Below are 15,234 nucleotides of genomic sequence, written 5' to 3'. Positions count from 1 at the left end.
TCCCGGAGCGACAGATGACCCAAGACACTCTCCACCTGCCCATCTACATGGATTACAGCGCGACGACGCCCGTCGATCCGCGCGTGGTCGACAAGATGGTGCCGTACCTGCGCGAGCAGTTCGGCAACCCGGCGTCGCGCAGCCACGCGTATGGCTGGGACGCGGAGCGTGCGGTCGAGGAAGCGCGCGAGAACGTGGCCGCGCTCGTGAACGCGGATCCGCGCGAGATCATCTGGACGTCCGGTGCAACGGAATCGGACAACCTCGCGATCAAGGGTGCCGCGAACTTCTACAAGGGCAAGGGCAAGCACATCATCACGGTGAAGACCGAGCACAAGGCCGTGCTCGATACGTGCCGCGAGCTCGAGCGCGACGGTTTCGAAGTCACCTACCTCGACGTGAAGGATGACGGCCTGATCGACCTCGACGTGTTCAAGGCCGCGCTGCGTCCGGATACGATCCTCGTGTCGGTGATGCACGTGAACAACGAGATCGGCGTGATCCAGGACATCGAGACGATCGGTGAAATCTGCCGCGAAAAGGGCATCGTGTTCCACGTCGACGCCGCACAGTCGACCGGCAAGGTCCAGATCGACCTCGCGAAGCTGAAGGTCGACCTGATGTCGTTCTCGGCGCACAAGACCTACGGCCCGAAGGGCATCGGCGCGCTGTACGTGCGCCGCAAGCCGCGTGTGCGCATCGAAGCGCAGATGCACGGCGGCGGCCACGAGCGCGGCATGCGTTCGGGCACGCTGGCGACGCACCAGATCGTCGGCATGGGCGAGGCGTTCCGCATCGCACGCGAAGAAATGGCGACGGAAAACGAGCGCGTTCGCATGCTGCGCGACAAGCTGCTGCGCGGCCTGTCGCAGATCGAGGAAACGTACGTGAACGGCGACATGGAGCGCCGTGTCCCGCACAACCTCAACATCAGTTTCAACTTCGTCGAAGGCGAGTCGCTGATCATGGCGATCAAGGACGTCGCGGTGTCGTCGGGCTCCGCATGTACGTCGGCGTCGCTGGAGCCGTCGTACGTGCTGCGTGCGCTCGGCCGCAACGACGAGCTGGCACACAGCTCGATCCGCTTCACGGTCGGCCGCTTCACGACGGAGCAGGAAGTCGACTTCGTGATCAACCTGCTGAACAGCAAGATCGCGAAGCTGCGCGAACTGTCGCCGCTCTGGGAAATGCACCAGGAAGGCATCGATCTGTCGACGATCGAATGGGCCGCACACTGAGCGCCGGATTGAACATACCCGCGGGCGGATTCGCGCACGCAGACGTAACGAGTCAAGGAGTCTGAGTCATGTCTTACAGCAACAAGGTTCTGGATCACTACGAAAACCCGCGCAACGTCGGTTCGTTCGCGAAGGACGACGACACGGTCGGCACGGGCATGGTCGGCGCGCCGGCCTGCGGCGACGTGATGAAGCTGCAGATCCGCGTCGGCGCGGACGGCGTGATCGAAGACGCGAAGTTCAAGACCTACGGTTGCGGTTCGGCGATCGCGTCGAGCTCGCTCGTCACCGAGTGGGTGAAGGGCAAGACGCTCGACGAAGCCCTGTCGATCAAGAACACGCAGATCGCCGAAGAACTCGCGCTGCCGCCGGTGAAGATTCACTGCTCGATCCTCGCGGAAGACGCGATCAAGGCAGCCGTGGCCGACTACAAGAAGCGCCACGACACCAAGGAAGGCGATCAGGCAGCAGCCTGAGCGGCATCGAGCGGCTAGAGAAGGAAACGCGGCGGGCCCCGGTGGCGCGCCGCGGCAAGGACATCATGGCAATTACACTGACCGAAAAAGCAGCACAGCACGTCCAGAAATACCTCGTCCGTCGCGGCAAGGGTGTGGGCCTGCGGCTTGGCGTTCGCACGACCGGGTGCTCGGGGCTCGCGTACAAGCTCGAGTATGTCGACGAGCTGGCTCCCGAGGATCAGGTGTTCGAGAGCCATGGGGTGAAGGTCATCGTCGACCCGAAGAGCCTTGCGTATATCGACGGCACCGAGCTCGACTTCGCACGCGAAGGCCTGAACGAAGGGTTCAAGTTCAACAACCCGAACGTGAAGGACGAGTGCGGCTGCGGCGAATCGTTCCGCGTATGACAGCGCGGATCTCCGCGCGATGCGGGCAAGAGGCGGCACGGGCCGCCTTTTTAATGTGCGGCGTTTGCCGCGCGACGAACCGGAATTGAACGCGACGATGGTCTCGCTGAAAGACAGCCACTTCGACCTGTTTCACCTGCCGGCGCAATTCGCGCTCGACGAGACTGTGCTCGACGCCGCCTATCGGACGGTGCAGACGCAGGTGCATCCGGACCGCTTCGCGGCAGCCGGCGATGCGCAGAAGCGCATCGCGATGCAATGGGCCACCCGCGCGAACGAGGCATACCGCACGCTGCGCGATCCGCTGAAGCGTGCGTCGTATCTGCTGTCGCTGCGCGGTGTCGACATCGGCGCGGAAAACAACACCGCGATGGAGCCCGCGTTCCTGATGCAGCAGATGGAGTGGCGCGAGGGCATCGAGGATGCCGCGGCCGCCCGCAACGTCGACGCGCTCGACGCGCTGCTCGCCGAGTTGCGCGAAGAGCGGCGCGTGCGTGTGGAGCGCCTCGGCACGCTGCTCGACAGCGGCGCCGATCAGGCGGCCGCCGAGGCCGTGCGCCAGCTGATGTTCATCGAACGGGTCGCGTCGGAAGTGGGCGCGCAGATCGAGCGTCTCGAAACTTAACCGCGTGCCTTGCGGCACGCGCAGCAAACGGGCCGAGCGCCCGAACGAACCAAGATGGCTTTACTGCAAATTTCCGAACCGGGCATGGCGCCGGCGCCGCATCAGCGGCGGCTCGCCGTCGGGATCGATCTCGGCACGACGAACTCGCTCGTCGCGGCCGTGCGCAACAGCGTGCCCGAAGTTCTGCCGGACGAAGCGGGCCGTGTGCTGCTGCCGTCGGTGGTCCGCTACCTCGAGAAGGGCGGCCGACGCATCGGCCAAGAGGCGAAAGAGCAGGCCGCGACCGATCCGCGCAACACGATCGTGTCGGTCAAGCGCTTCATGGGCCGCGGCAAGGCCGAGGTCGAAGGCGCGGCGAACGCACCGTACGAATTCGTCGATGCGCCGGGCATGGTGCAGATCCGTACTGTCGACGGCGTGAAGAGCCCGGTCGAAGTGTCGGCCGAGATTCTCGCGACGCTGCGCTATCGCGCGGAAGATTCGCTTGGCGACGACCTGGTCGGCGCGGTGATCACGGTGCCCGCGTATTTCGACGAAGCGCAACGTCAGGCGACCAAGGATGCCGCGCGCCTCGCGGGTCTCAACGTGCTGCGCCTGCTGAACGAACCGACCGCTGCGGCGATTGCCTACGGTCTCGACAACGGGGCCGAAGGCCTCTACGCGGTATACGACCTCGGCGGCGGCACGTTCGACCTGTCGATCCTGAAGCTGACGAAGGGCGTGTTCGAAGTGCTGGCCGCGGGCGGCGATTCCGCACTCGGCGGCGACGATTTCGACCATGCGCTGTTCGATCACGTGCTTGCGCAGGCCGGCATCGATGTGAAGACGCTTGCGCCCGAAGACGTGCGCCTGCTGCTCGACCGTGTGCGCGTGCTGAAGGAAGCGCTGTCGTCCGCGCCGCAGGCGTCGCTTGACGTCACGCTGTCGGGTGGCGCGCACCTCGTGCAGACGATCTCGCACGACACGTTCGCGTCGCTCGTCGAGCCGCTCGTGCAGCGCACGCTCACGCCGACCCGCAAGGCGCTGCGCGACGCGCAGGTCACGGCGGCCGACATCAAGGGTGTCGTGCTCGTCGGCGGCGCGACGCGCATGCCGGTGATTCGCGACGCGGTCGCGAAACATTTCGGTCAGCCGCCGCTCGTGAACCTCGATCCGGACCAGGTCGTCGCGCTCGGCGCGGCGATCCAGGCCGACCTGCTCGCAGGCAATCGCGGCACCGGTGACGACTGGCTGCTGCTCGACGTGATTCCGCTGTCGCTCGGCGTCGAGACGATGGGCGGCCTCGTCGAAAAGATCATTCCGCGCAACTCGACGATTCCGGTTGCGCGCGCGCAGGAATTCACGACCTTCAAGGACGGCCAGACCGCGATGGCGATCCACGTCGTGCAGGGCGAGCGCGAGCTCGTCGCCGATTGCCGGTCGCTCGCGCGCTTCGAGCTGCGTGGTATTCCGCCGATGACGGCCGGCGCCGCGCGCATTCGCGTGACCTACCAGGTCGACGCGGACGGCCTGCTGTCGGTGTTCGCGCGAGAACAACTGTCGGGCGTCGAGGCGTCGGTCGTCGTGAAGCCGTCGTACGGCCTTGCCGACGACGACATCGCGAAGATGCTCGAGGACAGCTTCAAGACGGCCGAAATCGACATGCGCGCACGCGCGCTGCGCGAAGCACAGGTCGAGGCCGAGCGGATGCTCGAGGCGACGCAGGCTGCGCTGGCGGCCGACGGCGAACTGCTCGATGCGGACGAGCGCACGCAGGTCGACACGTTGGCCGCGGCGCTGCGCGCGGTGGCGCAAGGCGACGATACGAACGCGATCGAAGCGGCGACCAAGGCGCTGGCCGACGGCACCGACGAATTCGCGGCGCGCCGGATGGACAAGAGCATCAAGCGCGCGCTGTCGGGCCGCCGGCTCGACGAGATCTGAACTCACGACTGCGCATTGGCCGGTAACGGCCCGCGCGATATTGAACCGTGCGGCGCCTGGCGCCGCACCCTGACTGACGGAACGGACATGCCTCAACTGGTGGTGCTGCCTCACGTCGAACTGTGCCCGGATGGCGCAGTGATCGACGCGACGCCCGGCAAGAGTATCTGCGACAACCTGCTCGAACACGGGATCGAGATCGAGCATGCATGCGAGAAGTCGTGCGCGTGCACGACGTGCCACGTGGTGATCCGCGAAGGCTTCAACGATCTGACGCCGTCCGAGGAGGACGAGGACGATCTGCTGGACAAGGCGTGGGGCCTCGAGCCGACGTCGCGCCTGTCGTGCCAGGCGATCGTGAAGGAAGATTCGGACCTGGTGGTCGAGATTCCGAAGTACTCGATCAACCACGCGAAGGAAAACCACTGACAGGAACCGGAGGCAGGCGATGAAATGGACCGATTCGCGTGAAATAGCGATTGCGCTGGCGGACAAGCACCCGGACATCGACCCGCAGGGGATCAACTTCGTCGACTTGCGCCAGTGGGTGCTCGAACTCGACGGTTTCAACGACGATCCGAAGCATTCCGGCGAGAAGATCCTCGAAGCGATTCAGGCCCACTGGATCGACGAATCGGACTTCGACGACGAGGACTGAACCCCGCATGCGCCGCAACGGTGCAGACGGCCGGGCATGAAAAAAACGGCTCGTGAGCAATCGCTCACGAGCCGTTTTCATTTTCAGGCCGGTTCATCAAGCTGGCTCCGCGCGCGTGACGCGGGCAGGGGAATCACGCGATCACGCGCCGACCAGCGTGCCGTTCTCGATCCGCACGCGCTGGCCCTGGCCGAACGGCGGCGGGTTGTGGTACGTGAACGTGCGCGTCGCGCCGCTCTCCATCTGCACTTGCACCTGATAGTCGGTTTCCGCGCGCACCTGCTTCTCGACCTGATTGCCGGCGAGACCGCCGCCCAGCGCGCCGATGATCGTCATCGCGGTGCGGCCGTTACCGTGGCCGAACTGGTTGCCGAGCAGGCCGCCGGCTGCAGCGCCGCCCACGGCGCCGATCCCCGAGCTCTGGCCCGGCGTGCGCGTCTGCGAGATCGCGACGACCGTGCCGCAGCTCTGGCAGTAGGTCTGGGCCGGCGCCGACGGCTGCTGCGCGTATTGCGGCGGCTGCGGTGCCGTCGTATGACGGCGGTGCGGTGCAGCCGGGCGCGGCGCGGGCTTCGGCTCGGCTTGCGCGACGGCAGCCTTCTGCTGCGCAGCGGCTTGTTCGGCCGCCTGCTGCTGGGCCTGTGCGGCCAGCGCGGCGCTGGCGGCTGCGGCCGTATCGACGGCCGGCTGCGAGGCGATCAGCGCGGCCTGGGTCTGGCCGTTCTGTTCGTTGCTGCTGCTGGCCTTCGGGAACACGCCCGTGATCGCTGCCGTTGCCGCGAGGCTGGCGACGATGACGGCGCCGGCGGCGGTGGCGATGAGCGGGTGGAGGCGTTGCTTTTGCGGCGTGGTCTGATTCTGGTTGTCCATTTTTTTCTCCGATGTCGATCCGGGTCGGCACTGCGGGCCGGGCCGGATCCCACGCTCGGGAGCGAGCAGACCTGGCGTTCCTGCGCCTGGTTCTGGTCCCGTGGTCATGCGTGGTGACGCAACAGGAGTGTCATTCACCAGCGCGCGGCGCACCGTATCAAGGTGTAACGAATTGCAGCGGGGCGCAGGCAGCCGTGGCAGGGAAAACCCGGAGAAGGCAGGCGCGGCGAGGGAATAAAACGGGGATGGATCGAAAGCCGGCGAACGGCGGCTGGCGGGACTTACGCGTCGTTACAAAGCTGACGCGTGCGCGCCGCGGGGCGCGGCGCACACGCGGGTGCAGCGATCAGTCTTCGCGGCGCAGATGCGGGAACAGCAGCACGTCGCGGATCGTCGGGCTGTCGGTCAGCAGCATCACCAGACGGTCGATGCCGATCCCGCAGCCACCGGTCGGGGGCATCCCGTATTCGAGCGCACGGATGTAGTCGGCGTCGAAGAACATCGCTTCCTCGTCGCCTGCATCCTTCTGCTCGACCTGCTTCTTGAAGCGCGCGGCCTGGTCTTCCGGATCGTTCAGCTCCGAGAAGCCGTTCGCGATTTCGCGGCCGGTCATGAACAGCTCGAAGCGCTCGGTGATGCCCGGCACCGTATCCGATGCGCGTGCGAGCGGCGACACCTCGACCGGGTAGTCGATGATGAAGGTCGGCTCCCACAGCTGCGCTTCGGCCGTTTCCTCGAACAGCGCGAGCTGCAGCGCGCCGATGCCCGCGTTCAGGAACGCCGGCTGCGACACGTCGACGCCGAAGCGCTTCAGTTCGGTGCGCAGGAACGCGTCGTCCGACAGCTGGCCGGCGGTGTAGTCCGGTGCGTACTTCTGGATCGCCTGCGTGATCGTCAGACGATGGAACGGCTTCGCGAGGTCGAGCTCGCGGCCTTGATACTGGATCGTCGCGGTGCCGAGCGCATCGATCGCCGCCTGGCGGATCAGTTGCTCGGTGAAGTCCATCAGCCAGCGGTAGTCGGTGTACGCGGCGTAGAACTCCATCATCGTGAATTCCGGGTTGTGGCGCGGCGACACGCCTTCATTCCGGAAATTGCGGTTGATTTCGAACACGCGTTCGAAGCCGCCGACGATCAGGCGCTTCAGGTACAGCTCCGGCGCGATGCGCAGGAACATCTGCATGTCGAGCGCATTGTGATGCGTGACGAACGGCTTCGCGGCCGCGCCGCCCGGGATCGGGTGCAGCATCGGCGTCTCGACTTCCATGAACTCGGCGTTGTCCATGAACTTGCGGATCGACGCGATCGTCTTGGTGCGGGCGCGGAACGTGTCGCGCGTTTCCGGCGTGACGATCAGGTCGACGTAGCGCTGGCGGTAGCGCATTTCCTGGTCGGACAGGCCGTGGAACTTGTCCGGCAGCGGGCGCAGTGCCTTCGACAGCAGGCGCAGTTCCTTGCACTGGACCGACAGCTCGCCCTTGTTGGTGCGGAACAGTACGCCGCGCGCAGCGACGATGTCGCCGAGATCCCACTTCTTGAATGCGTCGTAGGTTTCCGCGCCGACGTCGTTCGGCGTCACGAAGAACTGGATCTGGCCCGAACCGTCCTGCACCGTCGCGAAGCTTGCCTTGCCCATCACGCGCTTGAGCATCATGCGGCCGGCCACCGACACCTCGACCGGGTTCGCTTCGAGCGCGGCCTTGTCCGAGTCGGCGAATTTCGCCTGCAGGTCGGCTGCGTGGTGCTCGGGCCGGAAATCGTTCGGGTAGGCGACGCCTTGCTCGCGCAGGGCGCGCAGCTTCTCGCGGCGCTCGGCGATGATCTGGTTTTCGTCCGCCGTGACGGCGGGCTGCGTTTGGGTCGGTTCGGTCATGATGGTCGGAATTCGGAGTGGGTGCGGCAACGCAAACGGGAAGGGCAAGGGTGGCGCGACCTGGCCAGGCCGCGCCGCGGCGCTTACACGCCCTGTTTGAGGCTCGCGCTGATGAAGTCGTCGAGGTCGCCGTCGAGGACAGCCCTCGTGTTGCTCATTTCGACGTTCGTGCGCAGGTCCTTCACGCGGCTCTGGTCGAGCACGTACGAACGGATCTGGTGGCCCCAGCCCACATCGGTCTTGCTCGATTCGAGCTTGTCCTGTTCGGCCTGGCGCTTGCGCATCTCGACTTCGTACAGGCGCGACTTCAGCATTGCCATCGCTTCGGCGCGGTTGCGGTGCTGCGAGCGGTCGTTCTGGCACTGCACGACGATACCGGTCGGCATGTGCGTGATCCGCACCGCGGAGTCGGTCTTGTTGATGTGCTGACCGCCCGCGCCCGATGCGCGGTACGTGTCGATGCGCAGGTCGGCCGGGTTGATCTCGACTTCGATCGAGTCGTCGATTTCCGGATAGACGAACACCGACGAGAACGACGTGTGGCGGCCGCCCGACGAGTCGAACGGCGACTTGCGCACGAGGCGGTGGATGCCCGTTTCGGTGCGCAGGAAGCCGTATGCGTATTCGCCCGAGACCTTGACCGTCGCGTTCTTGATGCCGGCGACGTCGCCGTCGGACTCTTCGAGCACCTCGGCCTTGAAGCCCTTGCGTTCGCAGTAGCGCAGGTACTGGCGCAGCAGCATCGATGCCCAGTCGCACGCTTCGGTGCCGCCGGCGCCGGCCTGGATGTCGATGAAGCAGTTGTTCGGGTCGGCCGGGTTCGAGAACATCCGGCGGAACTCGATGTCGCCGACGCGCGCTTCGAGCTTCGCGGCGTCTTTCTCCGACGCGACGAGGGTGTCCTCGTCGCCTTCCTCGCGGGCCAGCTCGAACAGGTCGAGCGCGTCGCGCAGGTCGCCATCAAGCGCGGTGAGGGTCGTGACGACGCCCTCGAGCAGCTTCTTCTCGCGACCGAGCGCCTGGGCGTTCTTCGAATCGTTCCAGACGTTCGGGTCTTCGAGTTCCTTGTTGACTTCGGTCAGACGCGCAGCTTTGGCGTCGTAGTCAAAGATACCCCCGAAGCTCGCCCGCGCGGTTGCGCAGGTCAAGCAGGGAGCTTTCGATCGCGTTGAGACGTTCCGCTTCCATGATCGTTCGCTATTCTTGCTTCGTAAAAAAGCGGAATTATAGCCGATCGGCGGGGTTGCCCGGTGACGCAAACGGTGCTGGCATGTGCGCCGCGGCCCCATCCGGCGCGGCGTGCATGCGGGGGCGGGCGCGGTAGCGGGCCGGGTGGCCCGCGTTCAGCCGGCTGCGTGCTCGACGATCAGTTGGACGCGCGTGACGCCGTTCCACGTGTCGGCGACGAGGCGGTACGCGACCAGCGCGCTTGCCGGCAGCGGCTCCGTGTGGTTGAACCAGATCGCATTGAAGCGCTGGCGGCCGCGCGCAAGCTGTAGCTTCAGGTGCTTTTCCTTCACGAGCGACTGCGACACGACGTCGAATTCACCCGAGAAAAGCGGGGCCGGAAAACCTTGCCCCCACACGGCCTCGTCGAGCAGCCCGACGAACTGCGGCGTGAAGTAGGCGTCCTCGAGTTCGCCGTCGGTCTCGATCACGCGGGCGAGCGCGTCGTCGGACAGCCATTCGCGTGCGACGGCCTCGAATGCGGCGGCGAAGCGCGGCACGTTCTCGGTGTCGAGCGTGAGGCCAGCTGCCATCGCGTGGCCGCCGAATGCGACGATCAGGTCCGGTTCGCGTTTCGACACGAGGTCGAGCGCGTCGCGCAGGTGGAAGCCGGGAATCGAGCGTCCCGACCCCTTGACCCGCTTGCCTTCGTCGTCCGCGTGCGCGAACGTGAACGACGGGCGGTGGAATTTTTCCTTGAGCCGGCCGGCAACGATGCCGATCACGCCCTGATGCCACTCGGGATTGAAGAGGGTGATCGTGCACGCGTCGGCCGGATCGACGTCGGCGAGATCGGCCAGCGCCTGCTGCTGCATGCCGGCTTCGATCTCGCGGCGTTCGCGGTTCATCACGTCGAGCTGCTGCGCGAGGTCCCATGCGCGGCCGATGTCGTCGGTGATCAGGCACTCGATGCCGAGCGACATGTCGGAGAGCCGCCCGGCGGCGTTCAGGCGCGGGCCGAGGCCGAAGCCGAGGTCGAAGCCCGATGCCGTGCGCGCCTCGCGCGCGGCGGCGCGGAACAGCGCGGCGATGCCTGGCTGCATGCGGCCGTTGCGGATGCGCTGCAGCCCCTGCGCGACGAGCACGCGGTTGTTGCCGTCGAGCCGCACGACGTCGGCGACGGTGCCGAGCGCGACGAGGTCGAGCAGGCCGTCGAGGCGCGGCTCGGCTTCCTTGCTCGCAAAGGCGCCGCGGCGGCGCAGCTCGGCGCGCAACGCGAGCAGCACATAGAACATCACGCCGACGCCGGCGAGGTGCTTGCTCGGGAACGCGCAGCCGGGCTGGTTCGGGTTGACGATCGCACGGGCGGCGGGCAGCGCGTCGCCGGGCAGGTGGTGGTCGGTCACGAGCACGTCGATGCCGCGCGTGTTCGCGGCTTCGACGCCCGCGACGCTGGCGATCCCGTTGTCGACGGTGATCAGCAGGTCGGGCTTGCGCGCGGCGGCGAGTTCGACGATCTCGGGCGTGAGGCCGTAGCCGTATTCGAAGCGGTTCGGCACCAGGTAGTCGATCTGCGCGCCGAACATCCGCAGGCCGCGCACCGCGACCGCGCACGCGGTCGCGCCGTCGCAGTCGTAGTCTGCGACGACGAGCAGGCGCCGCTTGTCGGCGATCGCGTCGGCAAGCAGCGACGCCGCGCCGGCGCAGCCTTTCAGCTCGGTGGGCGGGACGAGACGCGCAAGCGCAGTCTCGATATCGACGGGGGACTGCACGCCGCGCGACGCATACAGGCGCGCGAGGACGGGGTGCAGGCCGTGGCGCGCGAGCACTTCTGCGTCGGCGGGCGCGACGGGGCGGGTAACGATCCGGGTCATTCGGGGTCTGCTGGTTATTCGAACAGGGAGGCAAGCGCACGGCGGCGCCAGAACTTGCGCAGGTCGCCGCGCGTCGCGTGCAGCGTCACGGAGCTCGTATCGCCGCACAGCGTGAAATCGACGCTCGCGAGCTCGCCGGACTGCAGCGCGGCGAGGGTCGGCGCGAACCAGTCGCGCTCGAGCACGGCGAGTCCGTCGTGCCAGCGCGCCCAGTCCTGCTCGATGAACGGGGTGGTCAGTGCCGGCAGTTCGACGAGCGTCGCACCGTCGGCGGCTGGCAGTGCGCCGAATGCAGAGGGCGGGGCTGCGGCGTCGATCTGTGCGGCGCGCGCAAGGCCGAGCGCTGCCGGCGACGCGGACAGCACGCGCGCGAACGGCTTGCCGACCGGCTTCAGCGTGCCCTGCGCATGAAACCAGATCGAATTGACGGCCGGCAGGCCGCGCGCCTCGCGAGCCTCGTTGACCGGATGCTGGAACCATGCCATCTGCACTTCGTTCTGCAGCTTCATCCACATCCGCGAGCGTTCGCCCGTATGCGCCTCGTGCGGCAGCCAGATTTCGATGTTGCGGCCGCTCGCGCGCAGCGGCGCGGCGCCCGCGAGCCGGGAGAGCTGATCGCTCGACAGGTACCAGCGGGCGGGATTCGGCGCGTCGAGCCGCACGCCGAGTTCTTCGATCAGCGGCCGTGCCACCGCGAGCAGCGCCGCCGCGTCGCCGTCGTCGAGCGCGAGCGCGGCTGGATCGACCAGCACCAGGTGATCGTGCGCGATTTCGACGTGGACGGGCTCGACGCAGGCCCACGCGTGCGCGCCGGGGTCGCCGCCGTCCGCCAGCAGCATGTAGGGCGCGAGCGGCGCCTCGTCCGCGGCGTTGCCCTGGGTTGCGCCGAACTGGCGGGCCAGCCAGCGCTCGTGCGGCAGCGTGCGCTGGAAGTCCTCGCCGGCCACGCGCTCGACGAGGCTCGCGCGGGCGAGCAACTTTTCGAGCGCGGGGCTGTCCAGCGTGTGCAGGGACGAGGCCGCATCGGCCGCCGACGGCAGCGCGAACGGAACGAGAAAATGGAGGCGTCGGTCGTGCATGATGGTGCGCATTGTATGGCAAACTGCGCGCGTGATCGGGCCGGCTGACGGCCCGTTCGCGTCCGGCGGCCGTTTTTCGACCGTGCCCGGGCCGGTGGCCGCCACCGGGCGGCGGTCCGGCCGCGGGGCGCCTCCCCGCCGTAACCAGCAGAAAGGATTCGCTTGAAACTTCCGTATGAATGGCAGATCGGCTGGCGCTACACGCGCGCCGGCAAACGCACGACCGGCAACGGCTTCATTTCCTTCATCGCGCTCGTGTCGATGCTCGGGATCGCGCTCGGCGTCGCGGCGCTGATCGTCGTGCTGTCGGTGATGAACGGCTTCCAGAAGGAAGTGCGCGATCGCATGCTGTCGGTGCTCGCGCACGTCGAAGTGTTCTCGCCGACGGGCTCGATGCCCGACTGGCAACTGACCGCGCAGGAAGCGCGCCGCAATCCGTCGGTGATCGGCGCCGCGCCGTATGTCGACGCGCAGGCGCTGCTTACCCGTCAGGACGCGGTGAGCGGTGTGATGCTGCGCGGCGTCGAGCCGACGCTCGAGCCGCAGGTGTCCGACATCGGCAAGGACATGAAGGCGGGCCAGCTCGCCGCGCTCGTGCCGGGCCAGTTCGGCATCGTGCTCGGCGATGCGCTCGCCGGCAACCTCGGCGTGACGGTCGGCGACAAGGTCACGCTGGTCGCGCCGGAAGGTTCGATCACGCCGGCCGGCATGATGCCGCGGCTGAAGCAGTTCACGGTCGTCGGCGTGTTCGAATCGGGCCACTACGAATACGACAGCACGCTCGCAATGATCAACATCCGCGATGCCGAGGCGCTGTTCCGGATGAGCGCGCCGACCGGCGTGCGGCTGCGGCTGAAGGACATGCAGAAGGCGCCGGACGTGGCGGTCGAGCTGTCGCATACGCTGTCGGGCAGCCTGTACATCCGCGACTGGACCCAGCAGAACAAGACGTGGTTCTCGGCCGTGCAGATCGAGAAGCGGATGATGTTCATCATCCTCACGCTGATCATCGCGGTGGCCGCGTTCAACCTCGTGTCGTCGCTCGTGATGACGGTGACCAACAAGCAGGCCGACATCGCGATCCTGCGCACGCTCGGCGCGCAGCCGGGGTCGATCATGAAGATCTTCGTCGTGCAGGGCGTGACGATCGGCTTCGTCGGCACGGCGTCGGGCGTCGCGCTCGGCTGCCTGATCGCGTGGAGCATCCCGTGGCTGATCCCGATGATCGAGCACCTGTTCGGCGTGCAGTTCCTGCCGCCGTCCGTGTACTTCATCAGCGAGCTGCCGTCAGAACTCGTCGCGAGCGACGTGATCCGGATCGGCCTGATCGCGTTCGCGCTGTCGGCTGTCGCGACGCTCTATCCGAGCTGGCGCGGGGCGAAGGTGAAGCCGGCGGAGGCGCTCCGCTATGAATGATCGCGCGACCGCATTCGCGGATTCACGACAACACAACAGACAGGATTCGGCAGGTATGCAGGAATACGTGCTTCAGGCGCGCGGGATCACGAAGGCGTTCGTGCAGGGCGGCTTCAACGTTCAGGTGCTCAACAACACCGAGCTGACGGTGCGGCGCGGCGAGAAGCTTGCGGTCGTCGGCGCGTCGGGATCGGGCAAGAGCACGCTGCTGCACGTGCTGGGCGGGCTCGACGAGCCGAGCGCGGGCGAGGTGTCGCTGCTCGGCAAGCCGTTCACGCAACTCGCCGAGCGCGAGCGCAACGAATTGCGCAACCGTGCGCTCGGCTTCGTCTACCAGTTCCATCACCTGCTGCCCGAGTTCACCGCGCTCGACAACGTCGCGATGCCGCTGCGCATCCGCCGGATGACGACCGAGGCCGCGCGTGCCGAGGCGCAGACGATGCTCGAGCGCGTCGGTCTCGGCCCGCGGGCGAAACACCGGCCGGGCGAGCTGTCGGGGGGCGAGCGGCAGCGCGTCGCGATCGCGCGCGCGCTGGTCACGAAGCCCGCGTGCGTGCTCGCCGACGAGCCAACCGGCAACCTCGACGGCACGACGGCCGATACGGTGTTCAACCTGATGCTCGAACTGTCCGCGACGCTCGAAACGAGCTTCGTGATCGTCACGCACGATCCCGATCTCGCCGCGCGCTGCGACCGCATCATGCGGCTGCGCGACGGCGTGCTGCACGAGGAGCCGGCGCTGCCGGTGTGAACGAACGCCTTTCGCGGCGTGCCGGAATCAGCCTGACCGGCGCGGCGCAAGGGCGCAGGAATGCAGCCATGTGGATCGATACGCACTGCCATCTCGATGCCGCCGAGTTCGACGCCGACCGCGACGCGGTCGTTCAGGCGGCGCGCGCGGCCGGCGTGTCGCGCATCGTGATCCCGAGCGTCGGGCGCGACAACTTCACGACGGTGCGCGAGCTTGCGCAACGCACGCCGGGCGCGGCCTATGCGCTCGGCATCCATCCGATGTACACGCCGCGCGCACGCGACGAGGATCTCGACCTGCTGCGGATGGAAATCGAGGCGAGCCTCGACGATCCGCGCTTTGTCGCGATTGGCGAGATCGGCCTCGATTATTTCGTGCCGGGGCTCGATGAAGCGCGGCAGCAGTTCTTCTACCAGGGGCAGCTCAAGCTGGCGCGCGAATTCGACCTGCCCGTGCTGTGCCACGTGCGCAAATCGCAGGACCGCGTACTGGCCGGGCTGCGCCGATTCGACGTGCGGCGCGGCATCGCGCATGCGTTCAACGGCAGTTTCCAGCAGGCCGAAGCGTATCTCGCGCATGGGCTGCATCTCGGCTTCGGCGGCAACGTGACGTTCACGCGCGCGCTGCAGATCCGCCGGCTAGCGGCACAGTTGCCGCTCGATGCGATCGTCGTCGAAACGGACGCGCCCGACATCGCGCCCGAATGGGCATACAAATCCCGCAACACGCCCGACCAGGTGCCGCGCATCGGCGAAGTGCTCGCCGAACTGCGCGGGATCGACGCCGGCGCGCTCTCCCTATGCACTTCGGCTAACGCGCTCGCCGCGCTGCCGCGACTCGCTCTTTCGTCCGCATAATCGTTGCCGGAAGGCGCCGCATTCGCAATGGCGGCGCC

15 protein-coding genes are annotated in these 15,234 nt (G+C 67.1%); 10 read left to right on the top strand and 5 right to left on the bottom strand.

Going from position 1 to position 15,234, the window contains the following annotated elements:
* Nucleotides 1-14 precede the first annotated feature (14 nt).
* From HAV18_RS23060 to iscX, 7 genes are all read left to right on the top strand, one after another.
* Complete coding sequence (locus HAV18_RS23060; RefSeq protein ID WP_166960285.1) at nucleotides 15-1,238, top strand: IscS subfamily cysteine desulfurase; 1,224 nt, start codon at nucleotides 15-17, stop codon at nucleotides 1,236-1,238.
* A gap of 68 nt (nucleotides 1,239-1,306) precedes the next feature.
* Nucleotides 1,307-1,714, top strand: a complete 408-nt coding sequence (iscU, locus tag HAV18_RS23055; RefSeq protein ID WP_006481982.1) for a Fe-S cluster assembly scaffold IscU — start codon at nucleotides 1,307-1,309, stop codon at nucleotides 1,712-1,714.
* 65 nt (nucleotides 1,715-1,779) lie between these two features.
* Nucleotides 1,780-2,103 (top strand): iron-sulfur cluster assembly protein IscA, encoded by a 324-nt coding sequence (iscA, locus tag HAV18_RS23050; protein ID WP_014896627.1) that lies wholly within the window; start codon nucleotides 1,780-1,782, stop codon nucleotides 2,101-2,103.
* Between the two features lie 97 nt (nucleotides 2,104-2,200).
* Nucleotides 2,201-2,728: a Fe-S protein assembly co-chaperone HscB gene (hscB, locus tag HAV18_RS23045; RefSeq protein WP_011352560.1), complete on the top strand. Its 528-nt coding sequence runs from the start codon at nucleotides 2,201-2,203 to the stop codon at nucleotides 2,726-2,728.
* 54 nt (nucleotides 2,729-2,782) lie between these two features.
* Nucleotides 2,783-4,651, top strand: a complete 1,869-nt coding sequence (hscA, locus tag HAV18_RS23040; protein ID WP_166960282.1) for a Fe-S protein assembly chaperone HscA — start codon at nucleotides 2,783-2,785, stop codon at nucleotides 4,649-4,651.
* 87 nt (nucleotides 4,652-4,738) lie between these two features.
* Nucleotides 4,739-5,080 (top strand): ISC system 2Fe-2S type ferredoxin, encoded by a 342-nt coding sequence (fdx, locus tag HAV18_RS23035; RefSeq protein WP_011352558.1) that lies wholly within the window; start codon nucleotides 4,739-4,741, stop codon nucleotides 5,078-5,080.
* A 19-nt stretch (nucleotides 5,081-5,099) separates the two neighbouring features.
* Nucleotides 5,100-5,309: a Fe-S cluster assembly protein IscX gene (iscX, locus tag HAV18_RS23030; protein WP_166960280.1), complete on the top strand. Its 210-nt coding sequence runs from the start codon at nucleotides 5,100-5,102 to the stop codon at nucleotides 5,307-5,309.
* Between the two features lie 141 nt (nucleotides 5,310-5,450).
* Here iscX and HAV18_RS23025 read toward each other — a convergent pair whose 3' ends face one another.
* From HAV18_RS23025 to HAV18_RS23005, 5 genes are all read right to left on the bottom strand, one after another.
* A complete protein-coding gene (locus tag HAV18_RS23025) occupies nucleotides 5,451-6,179 on the bottom strand; it encodes a glycine zipper 2TM domain-containing protein (RefSeq protein ID WP_166960278.1) in 729 nt (242 codons plus the stop codon).
* Between the two features lie 346 nt (nucleotides 6,180-6,525).
* Complete coding sequence (lysS, locus tag HAV18_RS23020) at nucleotides 6,526-8,052, bottom strand: lysine--tRNA ligase (protein ID WP_166960275.1); 1,527 nt, start codon at nucleotides 8,050-8,052, stop codon at nucleotides 6,526-6,528.
* Nucleotides 8,053-8,135: 83 nt separating this feature from the next.
* Nucleotides 8,136-9,240 (bottom strand): peptide chain release factor 2 gene (gene prfB / locus HAV18_RS23015; RefSeq protein ID WP_166960274.1). Its coding sequence is split into 2 segments (ribosomal slippage): nucleotides 8,136-9,158 and nucleotides 9,160-9,240, totalling 1,104 coding nucleotides; the frame shifts between segments, so codons are not numbered across the junction.
* A 155-nt stretch (nucleotides 9,241-9,395) separates the two neighbouring features.
* A complete protein-coding gene (gene recJ, locus HAV18_RS23010) occupies nucleotides 9,396-11,093 on the bottom strand; it encodes a single-stranded-DNA-specific exonuclease RecJ (RefSeq protein ID WP_166960272.1) in 1,698 nt (565 codons plus the stop codon).
* A 14-nt stretch (nucleotides 11,094-11,107) separates the two neighbouring features.
* The gene (locus tag HAV18_RS23005) at nucleotides 11,108-12,184 is read right to left on the bottom strand and encodes a regulator (RefSeq protein ID WP_166960269.1); all 1,077 of its coding nucleotides are present in this window, start codon (nucleotides 12,182-12,184) and stop codon (nucleotides 11,108-11,110) included.
* 150 nt (nucleotides 12,185-12,334) lie between these two features.
* Here HAV18_RS23005 and HAV18_RS23000 point away from each other — a divergent pair, with 150 nt between their 5' ends.
* The 3 genes from HAV18_RS23000 to HAV18_RS22990 all read left to right on the top strand — a co-directional run bounded on the left by HAV18_RS23000 (nucleotide 12,335) and on the right by HAV18_RS22990 (nucleotide 15,196).
* Entirely contained in the window at nucleotides 12,335-13,588 is a 1,254-nt protein-coding gene (locus HAV18_RS23000) for a lipoprotein-releasing ABC transporter permease subunit (RefSeq protein ID WP_166960266.1), read from the top strand.
* Entirely contained in the window at nucleotides 13,581-14,339 is a 759-nt protein-coding gene (gene lolD, locus HAV18_RS22995) for a lipoprotein-releasing ABC transporter ATP-binding protein LolD (RefSeq protein WP_407062438.1), read from the top strand. The genes HAV18_RS23000 and lolD overlap by 8 nt, the downstream gene beginning before the upstream one ends.
* Before the next feature lie 68 nt (nucleotides 14,340-14,407).
* The gene (locus HAV18_RS22990; RefSeq protein ID WP_166960260.1) at nucleotides 14,408-15,196 is read left to right on the top strand and encodes a TatD family hydrolase; all 789 of its coding nucleotides are present in this window, start codon (nucleotides 14,408-14,410) and stop codon (nucleotides 15,194-15,196) included.
* Nucleotides 15,197-15,234 lie beyond the last annotated feature (38 nt).

This window comes from Burkholderia sp. D-99 (assembly GCF_011605345.1).
In the GTDB taxonomy this organism is placed as follows: Bacteria; Pseudomonadota; Gammaproteobacteria; order Burkholderiales; family Burkholderiaceae; genus Burkholderia.
This window is presented reverse-complemented; position numbering and strand designations above follow the sequence as displayed.

Excerpts from the sequence above, each read along its gene's own strand:
- HAV18_RS23060 (WP_166960285.1), top strand. The coding sequence starts at position 15 with ATGACCCAAGACACTCTCCACCTGCCCATCTACATGGATTACAGCGCG.
- iscU (WP_006481982.1), top strand. The coding sequence starts at position 1,307 with ATGTCTTACAGCAACAAGGTTCTGGATCACTACGAAAACCCGCGCAAC.
- iscA (WP_014896627.1), top strand. The coding sequence starts at position 1,780 with ATGGCAATTACACTGACCGAAAAAGCAGCACAGCACGTCCAGAAATAC.
- hscB (WP_011352560.1), top strand. The coding sequence starts at position 2,201 with ATGGTCTCGCTGAAAGACAGCCACTTCGACCTGTTTCACCTGCCGGCG.
- hscA (WP_166960282.1), top strand. The coding sequence starts at position 2,783 with ATGGCTTTACTGCAAATTTCCGAACCGGGCATGGCGCCGGCGCCGCAT.
- fdx (WP_011352558.1), top strand. The coding sequence starts at position 4,739 with ATGCCTCAACTGGTGGTGCTGCCTCACGTCGAACTGTGCCCGGATGGC.
- iscX (WP_166960280.1), top strand. The coding sequence starts at position 5,100 with ATGAAATGGACCGATTCGCGTGAAATAGCGATTGCGCTGGCGGACAAG.
- HAV18_RS23025 (WP_166960278.1), bottom strand. The coding sequence starts at position 6,179 with ATGGACAACCAGAATCAGACCACGCCGCAAAAGCAACGCCTCCACCCG.
- lysS (WP_166960275.1), bottom strand. The coding sequence starts at position 8,052 with ATGACCGAACCGACCCAAACGCAGCCCGCCGTCACGGCGGACGAAAAC.
- recJ (WP_166960272.1), bottom strand. The coding sequence starts at position 11,093 with ATGACCCGGATCGTTACCCGCCCCGTCGCGCCCGCCGACGCAGAAGTG.
- HAV18_RS23005 (WP_166960269.1), bottom strand. The coding sequence starts at position 12,184 with ATGCGCACCATCATGCACGACCGACGCCTCCATTTTCTCGTTCCGTTC.
- lolD (WP_407062438.1), top strand. The coding sequence starts at position 13,581 with ATGAATGATCGCGCGACCGCATTCGCGGATTCACGACAACACAACAGA.
- HAV18_RS22990 (WP_166960260.1), top strand. The coding sequence starts at position 14,408 with ATGTGGATCGATACGCACTGCCATCTCGATGCCGCCGAGTTCGACGCC.